Below are 18,368 nucleotides of genomic sequence, written 5' to 3' on the forward strand. Positions count from 1 at the left end.
ATCGTGCGGGTTTTCGGTTAGGCTGCACGCTGTCCCGCTCGTGCGTGTCGCTGTGCATCGTTCATTTCGTGTCGCCTTCGTCTGCCTGTGTCTGGCAATGTTCGCGCCCGAGTTGCGTGCCGAAGGAGACACCCTGGTGCTGGGCCGGATCAGCGACGATCCCAAGGCGCATTACGAGCAGCTCAAACCATTGCTGGATTACGTGGTGCCGCGCATGGAGAAGGTCGGCATCCGTCAGGGCCGGATACTGATGGCCAAGGACGTACAGCAGATGGCCAGTTATCTGCGCCGTGGCCGGGTCGACTGGGTTACTGAAACCTCGGCCGGCGGCATGTTGCTAGCCGAACGCGGTGGTGCCGTGCCGTTGCTGCGCACCAGCCGGGGCGGCAAGTCCAGTTACGCCACGGTGTTCTTCGTCCGTCGCGGCAGCCGCATTCATTCGCTGGCGCAGTTGCGCGGTCGCAGCGTGGCGTTTCAGAACCGGGCCTCGACCTCCGCCTACTTCATGCCGGCCGACGAACTGCTCGACCAAGGCCTGTCACTCGAACAATTGCTATCGCCGCACGACCAGCCGGGGCCGGATGCGGTCGGCTTCATGTTCGCCCGCAGCGAACGCAACATCGTGACCTGGGTGGCGAAGGGGCTGGTCGATGCCGGCGCGATAAACGATGGCGACTGGGTGTCGCCAAGCCGGGTGCCGGCGGCTTTTCGCGACGAGCTGCGCCTGATCCATACCGGGCCAAGACTGCCGAGGGGAATCGAGATGGTCGGTACCCGGGTGCCGGGGGCGGTGCGCAAGCGTCTGCGCGAAGTGCTGCTGGCGGCACGGCACGATCCAGCCGCGGCGCCGGCGCTGAAGGCGTTCTTCGGTACCACGGCCTTCCAACCGATCGATGCTGAAACCCGCGCCCAGCTTGCGCACATTCGCGCCGCGACCGTCCGCGTGCGTCGGGAGGTGGAGTGATCCGGTTGCTGTGGCGGATGGGGGTGCAGGTGCATCTGTGGGCCGCCATGGCGGTGGTATTGCTGGCGATGTCGATGTTGGTCGGGCTGCTGTTGCAGCGGCAGATGCAGATGCGCGGGCAGGTGGCCGAGTTCAGCCGCACCGCCTTGCAGCAGATGATGAAAGAGCGGCTTCGCAATCGTGCCGAAGTCCATATCACTCAACTGGCCGATTCGTTGACCAACCCGCTCTATTACTTCGACCTGGAGCGGATCGGCGAACTGGCCAGCATCACCAAGCGCAGCAAGGACGTGGCCTACGTGATGGTCTACGACGTCCAGGGGCGCATCCTGCACGACGGTACCGGCGAGATCGCCACTTATGGCCGGCGCATGCAGGATGCGCTGGCGGAGCAGGTGATCAAGGCGCGTGGGATGCTGATCCAGAGTACGCCGGTGCTGCTCGACGTCTCGGCCCCGATCATGCTCGGAGGCACCCGCCTGGGCGGTGTGCGGATCGGCTATTCGCTGGTTGCCGCGCAGCGCACCGAGGCCGCCGCCATCGCCCAACTCGACCAGGCCGTGCAGGAAATCTCGAATGCGCATCGCTGGATGATCGTGGCGCTGGTGGCGTTGATCCTGCTGGCCGTGGTGGCGGTGGCCTATCTGGCGCAGCGCCATTACATCCGCCCGATCGTGCGCATGGCCGGTTACGCCAAGTCGATCGAGGAGGGGGATTACGGGGTCAAGATGACCAGTGCCACTGTCCGGGGCGACGAGGTGGGCGACCTCGAACGCGCGTTCGCCCGGATGAGTGCCAGCGTGCGTCGTCACGACAGCGAGATTCGCCAGCTCGCCTTTACCGACCCGTTGACGCATTTGCCCAACCGGCGCAGCTTCCGCGAGCGGCTGGAGGCCCGGCTGCGTCACCGCGATCCCGGCCTTACCCTGGCGCTGATGTTCATCGATGTCGATGACTTCAAGCGGGTCAACGACACCTTGGGCCACGAGGCCGGCGACCGCGTGCTGGTGGAGGTGGCCGGGCGCATCCGCGGGATCATCGAGGATCAACGGCTCGAAAGCGTCGAAATCGCCCGTTTCGGTGGCGACGAGTTCGTCATCCTGATCGAGCCGTGCGAGCGCGGTGCGCGCGGTGCTTCGGTGGCGGCGGCGCGGTTGGCGCAGCGGCTGGTCGCCGGAACCGCGCGGCCGGTCGAGGTCGACGACCAACAGCGCGTTTATCTCGGCGCATCGATCGGCATCACCCTGTATCCGCACGATGCCGAGAATGCGGTCACGCTGATCCGCAACGGCGACATCGCCATGTACGAGGCCAAGACCGCCGGCAAGCATTGCTTCCGTTTTTACGATCATTCCATGGAGCAACTGGTCGAGCGGCGCGTGCGGATGGAAGGGGATCTGCGCGAAGCATGGGATCGCGGCGAATTGACGCTGGCCTATCAGCCGGTGTTCCGGTTCTCCGACAAACGGATGGTCGGCGCCGAAGCGCTGCTGCGCTGGCGCCATCCCAGTTATGCCGACATATCGCCGGCCTCGTTCGTGGCGGTGGCGGAGGAAACCGGCCTGATCGAGAAGCTCGGCCCGCTGATTCTGCGCACCGCCTGCCTGGATGCGGTAAGTTGGCGCGAGCTTGATCCGGAGTTGTTCGTCTCGGTGAATTTGTCGGTGCGCCAATTGCGCGATGCCTGGTTGCCCGAGCAGATCGGCCAGGTGCTGGTCGAGACCGGGCTGGCGCCGGACGGCCTGCACGTGGAGCTGACCGAGACGATGGTGCTGGACGAGGCGATCGACGTGCGCGGAATGATGCGTCGGCTGCGGGCGATCGGGGTCAAGCTGTGGCTGGACGATTTCGGCACGGGGTTTTCCGGCCTGGGCCACTTGCGCCGTTTCCCGGTGGACGGGGTGAAGATCGATCGCACTTTCGTTTCCGACATTCTGCACGATGCCGACGACCGTGCGCTGACCCGCGCCATCATCGGCATGGCGCAATCGCTGGGGATCGTGACGGTGGCCGAGGGCATCGAGGAGCAGGGACAGTTCGACCTGCTGCGCGATGCCGGCTGCGAACTTGCCCAGGGCTACTGGCTGGGCCGGCCGATGGTCCACGAGGATTTCCAGCGCTTCGTTGTCGCCCAGGCGGAAGGGGACGCTCCGGTATAAGCCCCGGGCCGTTTGCCCGGGCTGTTCAGCTCATGAGTCGATAGTCGTCGATCCAGTGCGCGAGCGCGCTCGCCAGCTCCCCGGAAAGCGCGCCCAGCACTAGTACCGCGATGGTGCCGGCGGCCCAACCGATCGCCATCAACATGCCGTCGCGCTCCAGCAACGCCAGCGCCACCAGCAGCAACAGCAGCGCGAAGGGCACGTTGGTAAACGGGATCGGCAATGCCAGCAGGATGCCCAGTAGGATCAGCAGCAGGCCGGTGTACATGCCGGACAGCGGATGGTCGATCATCCGTGGCCAGCGCGGCCTGACCCAGCGCTCCAGGCGCCGGAACCAGCGATCGAAACGTTGCTCGAAATGGATCACCAGCCGCCGATGCGGCCCGCGCTCGGAGAGCGGTCGCGGTAGCCAGACGTATTGCCGGCATAGCAGCAGGTGCAGCCCGACCAGCACCACCACGGGACTGCCGATCAGCGCCGCCACGCCGGGGAAGAATGCCGGCGGGATGGCCAGGAACAACAGCACGCCGAAGGCGCGGCGGCCCAGGCCGTCGAGGATGTTGCCTAGTTCGAGAACGTCGTCGGGATCGCCGTGGGCCAGTTGGTCGAGCAGGGCGCGGGCGCCGGTCGTGCGTTGTCCGGCCTCACTCATCGGCGGGGGTCTCGGCCGTTAGCCGTTGCAGCAGCAGCTTGTCGATGCGCGGGCCGTCCAGATCCACCACTTCGACCCGCCAGCCGGCCCATTCGAAATGTTCGCCGACGTGCGGAATGCGGCCGAACTGTGCGATTAGCATGCCGGCGGCGGTGTGGTAGTCGTGCGCGTCCTCGTCGGGCAGGCGGCTTGTGCCAAGCAGCTCGCGCAGGTCGTCCACCGGCAGCGAGCCGTCGACCAGCAGCGAGCCGTCGTCGCGTACCACCACCATCGGTTGGTTGTCGTAGTTCTCGGCGGTCTGCAAGCGGCCCAGCACCGCGCCCATCACGTCGTTGACGCTGACCATGCCGGTGACGTCGCCGTACTCGTCCACCACCAGCGCCAGAGACTGCTGTTCTTCGCGGAATATTTCCAGCAGTTTCATCGCCTGGGTCGATTCGGAGACGAACACGGTCTCGCGCAGTTCGCGGAACAAGTCGAGCCGGGTCTGGTCGAGGTCGTGCAGCAGCGATTTCACTTCCAGCACCCCGAGCACGTTCTGGTCGTTGCCGCGATAGACCGGATAGCGCGAGAACGGCGTCGCCCGCATGGTGGCGAGGTTTTCCTCGAAATCGGCTTCGGCGTTCAGCCAGGCGATGCGGGTGCGCGGGGTCATCAGGCTTTCGGCGTCGCGGTCGCCCAGGCGCATGACCCGGTTCATCATGTTGCGTTCGTCGTCGTCGATCACGCCCTGCTCGTGGCCTTCGCTCACCAGCAGTTGGATTTCCTCTTCGGTGATGGCGTTGCGCGCGTCGTCCTGGATGCCGAGCAGACGCAGCACGGCGCGGTTGATGGCGCCAAGCGTGAACACCACGGGCTTTGAGAGGGTGGCGAGTGCATCGAGCGGGATGGCCACGGCCGCGGCGATCGCTTCGGGCCGGGTCAGCGCGAGGCGCTTGGGGATGAGTTCGCCGAAGATCACCGAGCCGGCGGTGATCAGGGTCATCGCGGTGCCGATGCCGATTGGCCGGGCGTAGGCGCTGATGCCGGGAAGCAGGCCCTCCAGCCAGCCCGCGATCAGGCCGCCGATGGCGTCGCCGCCGAACAGCCCGGCCAGCAGGCCGATGGCGGTGATGCAGACCTGCACGGTGGACAGCAGGTTGTCCGGCTGCTCGGCCAACGTCAGCGCCTTGGCGGCGCCGCGCGAGGTCTCGGCCATCTGTTTGAGCTTGAGCTTGCGCGCGGTGACCAGCGCCATCTCCGACATGGCGAAGAAGCCATTGAGCCCGATCAGGGCGATGACGATCAGGAGTTCAAGCACGGCGCGCGCCCGGTAGCGGAGGGGTCAGAGGTGGACGCGGCGGCGGAGGTCGGGGGTCTTCGTCCATGGCGGTTCGGGGGAAGTCGCTGGGGATCATAACAGCCGCATGTGCGGGGTGGTCTGCTCAAAATGTCATCGTTTCGTCATAATAAGCGGGCGCCGAGCGGCGCTTTCTCGGGTATTTCTCATGTTCTCCCTGCAAACCATCTTCGGCTCCGGCAAACAGTTCTACGACCTGCTGGACGAGGCGGCCGAGGCCGCGCACGACAGCACCCAGGCGCTCTACGCCATGCTGAAGGCACCGGAAAAGCATGCTTCCCTCGATGCCTTCAAGCTGGCCCGCCAACGCCAGCGGGTAGCCGCCGACAAGATCAACCATGCGCTGGTGGACAACTTCATCACCCCGATCGAGCGCGAGGACATCGAATCGCTGGGCAGCGCGCTGTACAAGATACCCAAGCAGGTCGAGCGCTTCGCCGACCGCTACGACCTGGCCCGGCATCGTCTGGAAGACATCGATTTCGCCCCGCGCGCGGCGATGCTCGAACAGGCTTCGGCGGTGGTGGTGGAAATGGTGAAGGCACTGCGTAGCATGAAGCTCGAACCGATGAGCCAGCTCAACCAGCGCCTGCGCGTGCTGGAGATGGAGGCCGATCGCCTCATCCTTGAATTGCACCGCGAGATCTATTCCGGCCGGATGGACGCCGCCGACATGTTCCTGCTGAAGGAGTTCTTCGAGATTCTGGAGAAGGCCATCGACCGTTGCCGCGAGGCCGGCGTGGTCGCCTACCAGATCGTGCTCAAGAACAGCTGAGGGCGCGGCCATGCTGACCCTGGTGTTGCTGGTGATCTTCACCGCGCTGGTGTTCGAGTTCATCAACGGCTTCCACGACACCGCCAACTCGATCGCCACGGTGGTGGCGACCAAGGTGCTCTCGCCGATGCAGGCGGTGATGCTGGCCGCGGTGATGAACCTGGTCGGCGCGCTGATGGGCACGGCGGTGGCCAAGACCATCGCCAGTGGGCTGATCGATACCGGCGTGGTCGAGGTGACGTCGCAGGTGATCCTATGCGCGCTGCTTGGCGGGATTGTCTGGAACCTGATCACCTGGTGGCGGGGGCTGCCGTCTTCGTCCTCGCATGCGTTGATCGGCGGCCTTTGCGGCGCGGCGCTGGCGGCCGCGCATAACGACTGGACGGCGCTGATCTGGTCGGAAAACGTCGGCAACTGGGCCAAGAACAAGGGCCTGTTGTGGAAGGTGCTGCTGCCGATGGTGACTTCGCCGGTGGCGGGTTTCCTGCTCGGCATCGTGATCATGGTGCTGCTATGGGCGATCATCTCGGCGATGGCGGGGGCCGGCGGCAAGTTGGCGCGATTGGCGCGGCCGCGCTGGGTCAACGCTTTCTTCGGCAAAGCGCAGATATTCTCCGCCGCCTACATGGGGTATGCGCACGGCCACAACGATGCGCAGAAGACCATGGGCATCATCGCCCTGACCCTGTTCGGCGCGGAGGCCAGCGGCGCGCTGGACGAATTGCCGCCGATGCTCGCCTTCCTGCACCCGGCCAGCGGCAACGAGGCCGACATCGCCACCTGGATCGTCGTTACCTGCGCGGTGGTGATGGCCGCCGGCACCGCCGCCGGCGGCTGGAAGATCATCAAGACGCTCGGCCACAAGATGGTCAAGCTGCACCCGATCAACGGTTTCGCCGCCGAGACCGCCTCGGCCACCATCCTGACCGCCGCCGCGCACTTCGGCATGCCGGTCTCGACCACCCACAGCATCTCCACCGCGATCATGGGCGTGGGCTATGCCAAGAACCCGCGCGCGCTCAAGTTCACCGTGATCGAGCGCATCGTCTGGGCGTGGATATTGACCATCCCGGCCGCCGGCGGCATCGCCTACGGTCTGCTGCGTCTGTCGCAGTCGCTGGGCTGGGCCTGACGCGCCCGGGCATTGACGGCGCGGCCGGCGGTGGCGAGGCTGGCGGCATGAACGCGGACGAAGACGCTGCCGCGCGGCGGAAACAACGCATCCTCGCCGTGGTACGGGCGATTCCCCGTGGCACGGTGCTGGGCTATGGCGAAGTGGCGCGCCGCGCCGGCCTGCCCGGCCGCGCGCGGCTGGCGGCGAAGGTGCTGGCCGGAAACGGCGATCCAACCTTGCCCTGGCATCGGGTATTGCGCAGCGACGGGCGCATCGCCTTCCCCGAAGGCTCCACGGGTTATCGCGAGCAGCTTGAGCGGCTGCGCGGCGAGGGCGTTACGGTCGTGGCCGGGCGGGTGCGGGGATGCAAGACCGCGCGGACCCTGGACGAGGCCGTGTGGGGGCCGCCCGACGCCGGCTGAGGCCGCTCAGCGCCGCAGCCAGGCGGCAATGCTCATGCGCGGGCGATGCGTGACCAGCACTTCGTGCTCGCGCTCGCTCAGGAAGCACAGGCTGGTGGCGTCGTGGGGGGGAATGTCGCGGTGGCGGCCGTCATCGTCGTACAGGCGCAGTTCGCCACCGTCGGCGACGCGCCAATCCGGGTTGAGGTAGCCGACCACGGTGACGACGCGGGCATCGCTGTCGCGGAAGCGGTCGCGGTGGCGCATGTAGCGCGCGCCGGGCGCATACAGGGCGTAATGGGCTTCGGTCTCGCGCAGGCCGAGGAACAGTGCGCGGTTGAGGCCGAGTCGCAATGCGTCGAGCTGGCCGAGGTACGTGCGCGCGGCCGCGCCGCAGCGTTCGTCGTCGAGCCAGAGGGTGCGGTCGCCGCGCAGATCGCCGCGTTGCCGGTGGCCGTCGGCGCGCCCGATGCCAGCGGTGTGCAGCGCGCCCTCGGCTTGCAGGCGTTGCAGGTCCTCGCGTAGCGCCGCGGCCAGCGGCGGCGCGGGGAAGCCGGCGATCAGACAGGCGCCCGGGCCGGCCAGAGCCTCGGCGATGGCGGCGACGTCATGCTCGACCTGTGGCGGGTTCAGCGCGGATGAATGGGACATCCCGCTATCATAGCCAGACCTCGCGGAGTACCCATGTTCGCCCGTCTTACCGCCGCCACCAAGGTGTTCCTGATTGCCAACGTCGTCGCTTTCGGCCTGCAGTTGCTGCTGGGCGAGGGGCCGATGGCATGGTTGATGTTGTGGCCGCTAGGCGATGGCGGCGGCCCGTATGCCTTCATGCCGTGGCAGTTGCTCACCTATGGCTTCCTGCATGGTGGACTCTTCCATCTGTTCTTCAACATGCTGGTGTTGTTCATGTTCGGGGCGCCGTTGGAGCAGGTCTGGGGCGTCAGGCGCTTTACGCAGTACTACCTGGCCTGCATCGTCGGTGCCGGGGTGTGCCAGTTGGCGGTGGGCTGGTGGATGTTGGAGAACGGCGGCGACGCCTATCCCACCCTTGGGGCTTCCGGTGGCGTGCTTGGGCTGGTGCTGGCCTATGGCCTGATCTTCCCGCGTCAGAAAGTGATGATCTTCCCGATTCCGTTCTTCATCCCGGCCAAGGTCGCGGTGGTGCTGATCGGCGCGTTCGCCCTGTTCGCCGGCTTCACCGGGACGATGCCCAGCGTGGCCCATTTCGCCCACCTGGGCGGCATGCTGACCGGCTGGCTGTTGATCCGCTATTGGCGCGGCCAGCCACCTTTCGGCGGTGGCGGGAAGCGGCATCTGCGCAGCGTGTAGATGGGTGGGACCGGCGCTGGCATCGGTCCCGGTATCGAAACGGAAAGGCCCGGCTTTCGCCGGGCCTTCGTCTTGCGGTGTGACGGTGCGCCTTACCAGACCTTGATCCGGCTGGTTTCCGGCAGGGCCAGCGGGCCGGGCGCCTTGCACTGGAAGCTGGCGGCGAAGCCGGGCTGGTTGGCCAGCGTGCCGTTGACCCGCCACTGGCCCGGCGGCTCGGCGCTGGTGGTGGAGAGGAAGGTGGCGGCTTCCACACCCATTTGCTGCGCCCACAGCCGTGCCCAGGCTTGGTAGAACGCCTGCCGGTTGGCGTCGGTCGCGGCTGGCATGGCTTTTTCCAGCGCGGCCTGCGCCAGCTCGATGCCGGCCAGGTCGTTGAGGGCCTGGCTGCGGACGAGGCGGCCGTTGACCCGGCTGGTTTCCAGCAGTGGGTAGGGGTAGCCGTCGAACTGGCTGCCGATGCGCGATTGCAGCCCTTCCCAGCCAGCGACGTCGGTGGGCGTCCACCAATCGCGGACTTCGCCGGCGGCGTCGATGTTGCGGCCGCGCGCGTCGATCGCGTGAGTCAGTTCGTGGCCGACCAGCGCGCCGAAGCCGCCGTAGTGGGCGGATGGCTCCTGCGACATGTCGATCAGTGGCGCTTGCAGCACGGCGGCGGTGACGATCAGGCGGTTGTGGGCCAGGTCGTAGGACAGCGCCGGCTGCTGCGGCAGCACGTCCCAGCGGCGGGTGGCGTTGTGGCGGCCGATGCGGCGCATTTCCTCGCGGTGGCGCCAGGTCGAGGCGATCAGCATGTTGCTGCCAAAGCTGCCGCGGCCCATTGGCTGGATGCTGTAATCGAGATCGCGCCTGGGGGTGCCGATCTCGATCTTCAGTTTGCCGAGCTTGGCCTTGGCTTCGGCCTTGGCCGCTTGGCTCATCCAGGCGTTGCGTTCCACCCCGGCGGCCAGCGCGTCGCGGATTTCGCCGGCCACCGTTTCGGCGCGGCCGCGGGTGGCGGCCGGCAGGTAGCGGGCGGCGTATTCGCGGCCCAGCATCGGCCCGGCGGCGAGGTTGATGGCATCGAGGGTCTGCCGCCAGCGTGGCGCCGGGGCGCTCAGCCCGTGCAGCACGCGGCCGCGGAATTCGAAATCGGCCTCGCGGAAGGATTTCGACAGATACGGTGCCATGGCGTTGCCGACCTGGTAGCGCAGGTAGGTCTTCCACTGCTCGGTCTTGAGGCCACGGATCAGCCCGTCGATCTGCTGGAACAACGCCGGGTTGGCGATCGAGACCACGTCGTCGCTCACGCCCTGGGCCTGGATGAATTCGGCCAGTTGCAGGTTGCGGTATTGCTTCTTCAGTTCGGCGATCGGCACCGGGGCGTAGTTGCCCTTGGGGTCGCGCAGGCTGGCCAGCGGGCGCGCGGCCTGGGCGAGGCGGGTTTCGAGATCGAACACCGCCTGGGTGTCGGCGGCGAGGCGCTCGGCCGGGGTGCCGGTCAGGGTCAGTATCTTCTCGACATAGACGCGATAGCGGCCCATCAGCGCCACGGTGTCGGCATCCTGGCGGGCGTAGAAGGCCGGATCGGGCAGGGCGGTGCCGCCCTGGCTGAAGTAGCCGATGTGGCGATCGAGATCCTTGAGGTCGAGGTCGGCGCTGAAATTGAAGACTACCGGAATGCCGACCTGATGCAGGGCGGCGATGGCGGCCGGGACGTCCTTGCCACGGCGGATGCCGTTGATGCGGTCGAGCAGCGGCGTGATTGGCTTGGCGCCATCGGCTTCCACCGCGGCCTCGTCCAGCCCGCTGGCCCAGAAGTCGCCCAGCAGCTTCTGCACGTTGCCTTGCGGCGATTGCATCGCGGCATCTAAAAGGTCGCGTTGCTGCTGCTGGCTGCGGGCGACCAGTTGGCCCAGGGCCGTGGTGCTTGCGGTGCCGGCCGGGACGGGCACGGCGGCCAGCCATTCCTTGTTGACGGCCGTGTAGAAATCGCCGCACTCGACGCTGACCACTGGCGCTTTGGCGCGCGCGGGCCGCTTCTTTTTTCTCTGCGCCAGGGCGTCCGGCGCGGTGACGGTGAGGGCGAGGATCAAGGCGAAGGCCAGCGGCTTGGCTCGGGGCATCGTGGAGGCGGTTCCGTTCGGGCGAAGCGGGCAGTCTAGCAAGCCCTCGTCAAGGCTCTGGCGTTGCCGGAGCGGGCGGGCGCGGGGATCTGCGTCCGTTCAGCGAGCGCCGGGGGCGTTGCCGGATTTCATCGTGAAGGAAAACGGAAAACGCCGGATTGCTCCGGCGTTTCGCGGGGTGTCACCGTGGCGCTCGGGCCACGATCACCAGATCGCCACCTGCCGGTCGCCGTCGCGCACCATCTTGTCGCCGGTCTTGCAGTTCCAGGCCTGGGCGAACGCCGGCATGTTGCTGGGCGCGCCGATCGCGCGGAACTGCGCCGGGGCGTGCGGGTCGGTGGTCAGGCGCACCTTCAGCTCGTCCGGGGTGAAGTTGCGGCGCCACACCGTGGCCCAGTTGGCGAACAGGCGCTGGTTGCCGGACAGGCCGTCGATGGCTGCCGGCGGCTTGCCCTCCAGCGTGCGCTGGTAGGCGTCGTAGGCGATGGCCAGGCCGCCGAGATCGGCGATGTTCTCGCCCAGCGTCAGGTTGCCGTTGACTTTCTGGCCGGGGCCGACCTGGTAGTCGTCGAATTGCCGCACCAATTTGTTGGTCAGCGCCTTGAAGCCCTTGGCGTCGGCTTCGCTCCACCAGTTCTCGAAGTTGCCATCGGGGCCGAAGCGGCTGCCCTGGTCGTCGAAGCCGTGGGTCATCTCGTGGCCGATCACCGCGCCGATGCCGCCGTAGTTCAGCGCGTCGTCGGCCTTGCCGTCGAAGAACGGCGGTTGCAGGATGGCGGCGGGGAACACGATCTCGTTCTGCATCGGGTTGTAGTAGGCGTTGACCGTCTGCGGGCTCATGCCCCATTCGCTCTTGTCCACCGGCTTGCCGATTTTCGACAACTGCCATTGGTAGTTGAACGCGTTGGCGGCCAATACGTTGCCGATGTAGCTGTCGCGGCTGGTTTGCAGGCCGCCGAAATCGCGCCACTTGTCCGGGTAGCCGATCTTCGGCGTGAAGGCTTTCATTTTCTCGGCGGCCTTGGCCTTGGTTTCGGGCGACATCCACGCCAGATGCTCGATGCGCGCGGCGAACGCCTCGTGCAGATTCTTCACCAGTGCCTGCATGCGCGTCTTGGATTCGGCCGGGAATGCCAGCTTGACGTAGATCTGGCCCAGCGCCTCGCCGGCCTGGTCGTCGATGGCGCCGAGCACGCGCTTCCAGCGTTCCTTGATTTCCTTCTGGCCGCGCATGGCCTGGCCGTGGAAGGCGAAGTTTTCTCGCACGAACGGCTCGGCGAGGTAGGGCGAGGCGTTGTCCACCAGGTGGTAGCGCAGGTAGCTCTTCCACTGCACGGCCGGTACCTCGGCCAGCATCTTCGAAACTTCCTGGTGGAAGGCCGGTATCGCCAGCGAGAACTTCTCCGGTGCCGATAAACCCTGCGATTCGAAGAACGTCGACCAGGCGAAATTCGGCGTCAGTTTATCGGCTTCCTCGATGGTGACCGGGTTGTAATAGAGCGAGACATCGCGCGAAAGCTCCTCGCTCGATTTCGAGACTTTCGCCAGCCGTTTCTCGAACGCGACGACATCGGCGGCCTGTTTCGCCGCCGTATCCGTGGCGACGCCGGACAATTCCAGCACCTTGGCGACGTGCTTCTGGTAGGCGTCCAGCTTGTCCTTCTTGTCGGTATCGAAGTAATAACCCTTGTCCGGCAGGCCCAGGCCGCCCTGGGCGGCGTAGGCGATGTTCATCGAGGAGTTCTTGAAGTCGGCCTCGGGGCCGAAGCCGAACAGCATGCCCTCGCCCTTGGCGTAGCTCCGGCGGAGGTAGTCGGCGATCGTGGCGGCATCGGTCAGTTCGTCGATTTCGGCCAGCCGGCTTTCCAGCGGCTGGATGCCCTGGGCGTCGATCCTGGCCTGGTCCATGCCGGTGGCGTAGAAGTCGCCGATGATCTTGTCGATGCCGCTGGCGTTCTCCATCGCCGCGGCCTGTTCGGCGATCTGGTGTTGGATGGCGGTGGAGCGTTCGTCGAGCATTTCGAACGCCCCCCAACTGGTGCGGTCGCCGGGGATGGGATTGGCGGTCAGCCAGTGCTTGTTGATGTAGCTGCCGAAATCGGCGCAGGCGTTGCCGGCGCTGTCGATATCGGCGGCCAGGAAGCGGTTCATCGGCGGCAGCTTGCGCTCGTCCAGCTTGTAGCCGGTATCGGTGGGCGCGATGGCCGGGGCGGCGGCCTCGGGCTGGGCGGTTTCCTTCCCGGGGCAACCGGTGAGCGCGGCGGCGATGGCCAGTGCGAGGATCAGGCGGGGCGGGGCGGTAATGCGCATGGCGATGTGTCCGGCAGGCCGGCCCGCGGCGCGGGCGCTTGGCCCGCGCACTCTACCCCCGTGCGCACGACCCGGCGGATGCCGGAAGTCATGGGGTTCGGGCCGTATTGGGGCGCTGCCGCCGGCCGCGCCGCACCCCTTGGCGATGGCATTGGAAGCCCGCCTGAAGCGGGACTATCCGCTATTTCGTTGATCGCTACCCGGAGCTACCGTCATGACCGATTCGCCGCAACGCAACCGCTTGATCGACCTGTCCGCGCTCCTCACCGCCACCGGCCCGGAGGGGCGGGTGGATCTCACCGCCTTCGAGGCCCAGGCAGTGGTATTGACGGCACGTTTACGGCAGGATGACCCCGACTTCCGCTGACAGGCCGCCCGCGATGACCTGGCCCCTCGACCGCTCCCTGAAGAAGCTGCCCAAGGAATGCAGCGAGTGGTTGGAATATGAGCGCAATAATCCAGACCGGCATATCGCCAGCGTACAGGGCTATCTGGATGAACCGGGTATCGTCAATGCCAAATTGGCAACGCCGCTCAGGTGGATCGCTCATGCCTACAGCATTGCCGCCTGCGATGCCTATTTCCGCTCGGATGCCGGTGATCTGTCGCGCTTTCTGAACTGGTCGATTGCATTCGGCAGTCTGTACTACCGGCTCTGGGGGACATGCGCGGCCATGCGTCCGGCACGGGGTGCCTCTTTCCCATCCCCACTCTGGGACAGCAATCGCGCGGCGGGGCCGTGCATGCTGTCGGATTGGCCCGCGGCCGAGGCCGGGGCGTATTTTCTGATTCGCGATCTGGAGAACGATCAGGATCATGTGCCCGACCCTCGGGATCGCTGGTACCGCGAAGGCACCAACGACAGTTTCTATGGGTACTTCTTTGCCGATGCCTTCGGCATCGAGAGCCATTACCAGTCCGCCACGCCGCTGGTCACCGCCTACCGCCAGTTGCTGGAACATTGGCGCAGCGACCACCTGGAAGTCTTCCAGCGGGTCATGCGGGAAGCGGCGGCCTTCCATATCAGCCGTAGCAAGCATGGGACGGACAAGCACACGTATGAGTTCGAAAAGGACATCGACCGTGTCTTTCCGCCCGAGCTGCTGGCCGTGCAAGCGGTTCGCCAGCGGCTGGGCCTGCCGGCCTTCGAGGCCGGGCATCCGCTGGTGGATGCGCCCTGGGCGGTGATCCAGGCGCTGCCGCCGGCCGCGCCGCACCCCTTGGCGGTGGCATTGGAGGCCCGCCTGAAGCGGGACTATCCGCTATTTCGTTGATCGCTACCCGGAGCTACCGTCATGACCGATTCGCCGCAACGCAACCGCTTGATCGACCTATCCGCGCTCCTCACCGCCACCGGCCCGGAGGGGCGGGTGGATCTCACCGCCTTCGAGGCCCAACGGCTGGTGCTGCGCCACCAGCGCCTGGATGGTATCGATGCCGATGCGCTGGTGGCCGAGCTGACCGCCCACCCGGTCTACCAGAGCGAGGCCGGTCGCCAGCAAATCGGCCCACTGCTGAGCGCCTTGCATGAGTGCGTGCCGGCCCATGCCCGCGCGCGCCTGGCCGAGGCGCTGGACCGCGCCAACGTGGGTGAATCGGCCCTGCGCCGCGTCTACGAGGATTGGGTCGAGGCGCCGGTCGCGCGCGCTTACGACCGGGCCAGCCGGGCCATGGGTGGCGGGCTTGAGTGGAGCGACCGCCAGATCAGCGATGGCCTGGCCGCGGGCCAACGCTGGGCCCGCGGCTTGGACGATGGCCCACGAAGCCCCTGGCTGGAACGCGCGGCGGCCGAATTGGCCGCCCGTGGCGTTGGCGACCTGCAATCGACCTATGGCCGCATGAAAGGCGCCAGCGGCCAGGCGCTCTCGGTGCTGGGCGATACGGTGGATCTGGCCCGGCTGGCGTATCGGTTCTCCACCGACCGCGATTTCCGCCACATGATGCTGGGCGCGGCGTCGGTGTACGCCGCCGAGGCGATGCACGACCCCGGCAAGCCGGTCGATGACATCCGCAACGCGGCCGTGAACGCCTTCAACGAGTGGTCACGCGGGCTGGAACGGGCGCAGGCCGAGGGCAAGGAGCGGGAGTACCTGGGCCAGGCGGAAGGCGCGGTGGGGGTGGAGCTGATCGCCAGCATCGTGCCGGTCAGCAAGGTGGCCAAGCTGGGCAAGCTGGCCCGGGCGGTGGAGCCGGCCGACGCGCTGGCGCCCGATCGCCCCCACGGCCAGGCCGGCGGCCGCGCGGCGGGCGAACTGGCGCAAGCGTGGGTGGAGCTGGCCGGCGATGCGGCCCGGGTACAGGCCCGTGGCGGCCTGGAGCGGCAAGGGGCGGATTTGTTCTTCGACGGCCTGGCGGGCGTCAAGCGCAGCCAGAACGAATTGCGCGAACTGGTGGATGGGCTGCGCAAGAGCGGCGATGTCGACAGCCTGCTGCGCAGCGGCGCGTTGACCCCGAACGAACTGGGCTACCTGGCCCGCCAGGACATCGGCCTGTTCGATGGCGAGGTGAGCTTCCACCAGGCGATCGATGCGTATGTCGGCGCGCGCCCGCTATCGGCATTGAGCCGCCGCGAGGTGGGCGACATGGGCGAGGCCCTCGTAGCACATGACCTCACCCGCAAGGGATACCTGGAGTTGACGCCAATCCAGAACCACTCCGGCCATGGCGATGATCTGCTGGGCGTGAACCCCACGACCGGGCGCTGGGAGGTGTTCGAGGTGAAGGCGTCGGTGCAGGGCATCGCCAAGGCGCAGATGGGTGAGCCGTTTCCGATTGTCACGAAACGTCTTGAACGTGCAATCGAAGCGCGCGGCCATTGGGCGCCCAAGAATGTCTGGGAAGAGCAAACCAAGGAGGTGGCGGAGCGCGTATTGAGGGAGGCCGAAATTCCCGGGCCCAATCCCCAGAGGCAACTCGACATCGACCCCAAATGGGCCCGCGTCAATATCGAACGCGACGCGGCCACGGGCGAGCTGAAAGCCACGCCCGAGATCAGCGACTGGCAATCCCCCGCGCAGCGCCGGGCCGCGCCCGAAGAGCGCCATTCGCTGGCGCCGTTGCCGGCCGGCTTCGCCCCGGCGCTGAAGCATGGCCCGGACATCCGTCAACCCGACCACCCCGGCTATGACGCCTACGCTAATGCTTTCGATGCCGTGCGGCGTATGGAGACGGAACGCGGCATCGCCCACGGCCCGCATACCGAATTGCTGGCCGCCCGTCTGGCGGCCGAAGCCGTTGAGCGTAGGCAGGGCATTACCCAGGTGACGATGGGCCCGGACGGACAAATCCACGCCATCGAGCGCTACTACGCCGAGGACGCGGGCAAACGCTTCGGCCTTCCCGCCGCCGAGGCCACCAGTCTTGGCATCGAAGCGGCCTCGCAACGCTGGCTGGCCGCCGCCTCGCCGCACTACGCATCCACGCGGCCGGCGGCCGAACGCACCGAACGCGATGAACGCTCCTTGCAAGCGCTCAATCCCGCCGACCGCACGATGTTCGGCGTACTGCGCGGCCTTACCCCGGCGCACATTCACGACGACACGGTGGCCCAGGCGATGCTGGAAGCCAAGCGGGCGGGCATTCACGATGCCGAGAGCTTGACGGGGGTGGCGATGCGAGGCGATCAATTGCACGTCATCAGTGATCGCCCTGGCGCCCGCGTGGCGTTGGATGTCACCACCGAGGCCCCGGCAATCCAGGAGAGCATCCAGCAGACGCTGGAGGTCAACCAAGAGCGCCAGCAGCAACTGGCGCAGCAAGCCCAACAGCAGGCGCAGCAGCAGGCGCAAGGGCGCGGCATGTCGATCGGATAGGCGTCGCCGGCGCGTGGACGACACCTTTTGAGCCAAGCCCCGGCACGCCTGTCGGGCTGTCCGTCGATCCTGAGTTCAAGCCGGCGCCGGGCGCGACCGCGATGCTGGCGGACCAGGGCCGTTCCCGGCCCTGTAACTCTTGCCGCGCACGGCCTTTGCCGGGGCAGCCAGCCTGGCTGGATGAGGCGGTATCTGGATCGGTCGGCGTATTTCCGGCACCGCATCGCCACAGGCTTGCCGCCACGGGCCGGGGAGTGGGCGCGGCGTTCGCGGTTGCCCGGGTCGCCCCGCGCGCGCCGCGTCGATTTCGCGTAACATGCGCGGCGTTCGCGTACGTTTGGCCCGTTTTCCTTGCCTGTAGCGCCGGTTTTCCGGTGGGCCCATTCCCCGCACGTCTTTCGTTGCGCGAATCCGTCCGCCACCCGGCGAGCGGCATTGAAGAATCTCGCAGCGCGGCAGGAAAGCTCCGGGTTCGACCGCATCGCCCATGCATCCGCATGGTGGGGATGCGGCCCTCACCTACTGGAGTTTCCAACATGAATTTCGAATCGCTCGGGCTTTCGCCCGCCTTGTTGCGTGCGCTCGGTGATGCCGGTTACGTCACGCCGACGCCCATTCAGCAACAGGCCATCCCGCACATCCTCGCCGGGCGCGACCTGCTGGGGGGCGCGCAGACCGGCACCGGCAAGACCGCCGCCTTCGGTTTGCCGATGTTGCAGCACCTCGCCAAGCAGACCCCGCCGAAAGGCCCGCGCAAGCCGCGCGCGCTGGTGCTGGTGCCGACCCGCGAACTGGCCGTGCAGGTGGCCGACAATCTCAAGGTCTATGCCCGCCATCTGCGTTTGAACGTGACCATGCTCTTCGGCGGTGTCGGCATGCAGCCGCAGATCGACAACCTGCGTCGCGGCGCGGACGTGCTGGTGGCCTGCCCGGGCCGGTTGATCGATCACCTCGAACGCGGCACCGCCAAGCTCGACGGGGTGGAGGTGCTGGTGCTGGACGAGGCCGACCGCATGCTGGACATGGGCTTCCTGCCGGCAATGAAGCGCATCCTGGCGCGCGTGCCGGCCGCGCGGCAGTCGTTGCTGTTCTCGGCCACCTTCGAGCCGCGAATCAAGGCGCTGGCGCTGGACTATCTGCGCGACCCGGTGGAGGTGCAGGTGGCGGCGCAGAACACCATTGCCGAGACCATCGTCCACCGCGTGCATCCGGTCGATGCCAAGGCCAAGCGCGATCTGCTGGTGGACATCCTCGCCCAGCGCCATACCGAGCGCGTGCTGGTATTCGGCAAGACCAAGCACGGCTGCAACCGGCTGGCCGAGCAACTGGAGAAGGCCGGGTTGCCGGCGCTGGCGATCCACGGCAACAAGAGCCAGTCGGCGCGGCAGAAGGCGCTGGATGCGTTCAA

General features: G+C 67.0%; 15 protein-coding genes. 10 read left to right on the forward strand and 5 right to left on the reverse strand.

The annotated features are described in order from the left end of the window. Positions 1-97: 97 nt before the first annotated feature. Complete coding sequence (locus EBB59_RS05025) at positions 98-964, forward strand: phosphate/phosphite/phosphonate ABC transporter substrate-binding protein (RefSeq protein WP_122101051.1); 867 nt, start codon at positions 98-100, stop codon at positions 962-964. After that, positions 961-3,123, forward strand: a complete 2,163-nt coding sequence (locus tag EBB59_RS05030; protein ID WP_122101052.1) for a putative bifunctional diguanylate cyclase/phosphodiesterase — start codon at positions 961-963, stop codon at positions 3,121-3,123. Before EBB59_RS05025 ends, EBB59_RS05030 begins: the two co-directional genes overlap by 4 nt. A gap of 25 nt (positions 3,124-3,148) precedes the next feature. Here the strand turns inward: EBB59_RS05030 and EBB59_RS05035 are convergent, their stop codons facing one another. Next, entirely contained in the window at positions 3,149-3,775 is a 627-nt protein-coding gene (locus EBB59_RS05035; RefSeq protein ID WP_122101053.1) for an exopolysaccharide biosynthesis protein, read from the reverse strand. Further along, the gene (locus EBB59_RS05040; RefSeq protein ID WP_122101054.1) at positions 3,768-5,075 is read right to left on the reverse strand and encodes a hemolysin family protein; all 1,308 of its coding nucleotides are present in this window, start codon (positions 5,073-5,075) and stop codon (positions 3,768-3,770) included. Before EBB59_RS05040 ends, EBB59_RS05035 begins: the two co-directional genes overlap by 8 nt. Positions 5,076-5,262: 187 nt before the next feature. Between EBB59_RS05040 and EBB59_RS05045 the strand changes: the two genes are divergently transcribed. Genes EBB59_RS05045 through EBB59_RS05055 form a run of 3 tightly spaced genes read left to right on the forward strand, consistent with a single transcriptional unit; the run spans position 5,263 to position 7,425 of the window. Beyond that, positions 5,263-5,889 carry a DUF47 domain-containing protein gene (locus EBB59_RS05045; RefSeq protein WP_122101055.1) on the forward strand — a complete coding sequence of 209 codons (627 nt, stop codon included), beginning with the start codon at positions 5,263-5,265 and terminating at the stop codon, positions 5,887-5,889. A 10-nt stretch (positions 5,890-5,899) separates the two neighbouring features. Beyond that, a complete protein-coding gene (locus tag EBB59_RS05050) occupies positions 5,900-7,021 on the forward strand; it encodes an inorganic phosphate transporter (protein ID WP_122101056.1) in 1,122 nt (373 codons plus the stop codon). 47 nt (positions 7,022-7,068) lie between these two features. Next, complete coding sequence (locus EBB59_RS05055; RefSeq protein ID WP_122101057.1) at positions 7,069-7,425, forward strand: MGMT family protein; 357 nt, start codon at positions 7,069-7,071, stop codon at positions 7,423-7,425. Between the two features lie 6 nt (positions 7,426-7,431). Here the strand turns inward: EBB59_RS05055 and EBB59_RS05060 are convergent, their stop codons facing one another. Next, a complete protein-coding gene (locus EBB59_RS05060; protein WP_122101058.1) occupies positions 7,432-8,055 on the reverse strand; it encodes a 2OG-Fe(II) oxygenase in 624 nt (207 codons plus the stop codon). Between the two features lie 33 nt (positions 8,056-8,088). Between EBB59_RS05060 and EBB59_RS05065 the strand changes: the two genes are divergently transcribed. Beyond that, positions 8,089-8,733, forward strand: a complete 645-nt coding sequence (locus EBB59_RS05065) for a rhomboid family intramembrane serine protease (RefSeq protein WP_122101059.1) — start codon at positions 8,089-8,091, stop codon at positions 8,731-8,733. Positions 8,734-8,825: 92 nt separating this feature from the next. Here the strand turns inward: EBB59_RS05065 and EBB59_RS05070 are convergent, their stop codons facing one another. After that, positions 8,826-10,838: a M13-type metalloendopeptidase gene (locus EBB59_RS05070; RefSeq protein WP_122101060.1), complete on the reverse strand. Its 2,013-nt coding sequence runs from the start codon at positions 10,836-10,838 to the stop codon at positions 8,826-8,828. 204 nt (positions 10,839-11,042) lie between these two features. Continuing rightward, the gene (locus EBB59_RS05075) at positions 11,043-13,148 is read right to left on the reverse strand and encodes a M13 family metallopeptidase (protein WP_122101061.1); all 2,106 of its coding nucleotides are present in this window, start codon (positions 13,146-13,148) and stop codon (positions 11,043-11,045) included. A 214-nt stretch (positions 13,149-13,362) separates the two neighbouring features. Between EBB59_RS05075 and EBB59_RS13765 the strand changes: the two genes are divergently transcribed. The 4 genes from EBB59_RS13765 to EBB59_RS05090 all read left to right on the forward strand — a co-directional run. Then, positions 13,363-13,515 (forward strand): hypothetical protein, encoded by a 153-nt coding sequence (locus EBB59_RS13765; protein ID WP_158601717.1) that lies wholly within the window; start codon positions 13,363-13,365, stop codon positions 13,513-13,515. Positions 13,516-13,528: 13 nt separating this feature from the next. After that, positions 13,529-14,422 (forward strand): hypothetical protein, encoded by an 894-nt coding sequence (locus tag EBB59_RS05080; protein ID WP_122101062.1) that lies wholly within the window; start codon positions 13,529-13,531, stop codon positions 14,420-14,422. Between the two features lie 21 nt (positions 14,423-14,443). Further along, the gene (locus EBB59_RS05085; RefSeq protein ID WP_122101063.1) at positions 14,444-16,960 is read left to right on the forward strand and encodes a hypothetical protein; all 2,517 of its coding nucleotides are present in this window, start codon (positions 14,444-14,446) and stop codon (positions 16,958-16,960) included. Between the two features lie 536 nt (positions 16,961-17,496). Then, on the forward strand, positions 17,497-18,368 hold an 872-nt coding region (locus tag EBB59_RS05090; protein ID WP_147455510.1), incomplete at its 3' end, for a DEAD/DEAH box helicase.

The sequence above is a fragment of the Solilutibacter pythonis genome, from assembly GCF_003697345.1.
In the GTDB taxonomy this organism is placed as follows: Bacteria; Pseudomonadota; Gammaproteobacteria; order Xanthomonadales; family Xanthomonadaceae; genus Solilutibacter; species Solilutibacter pythonis.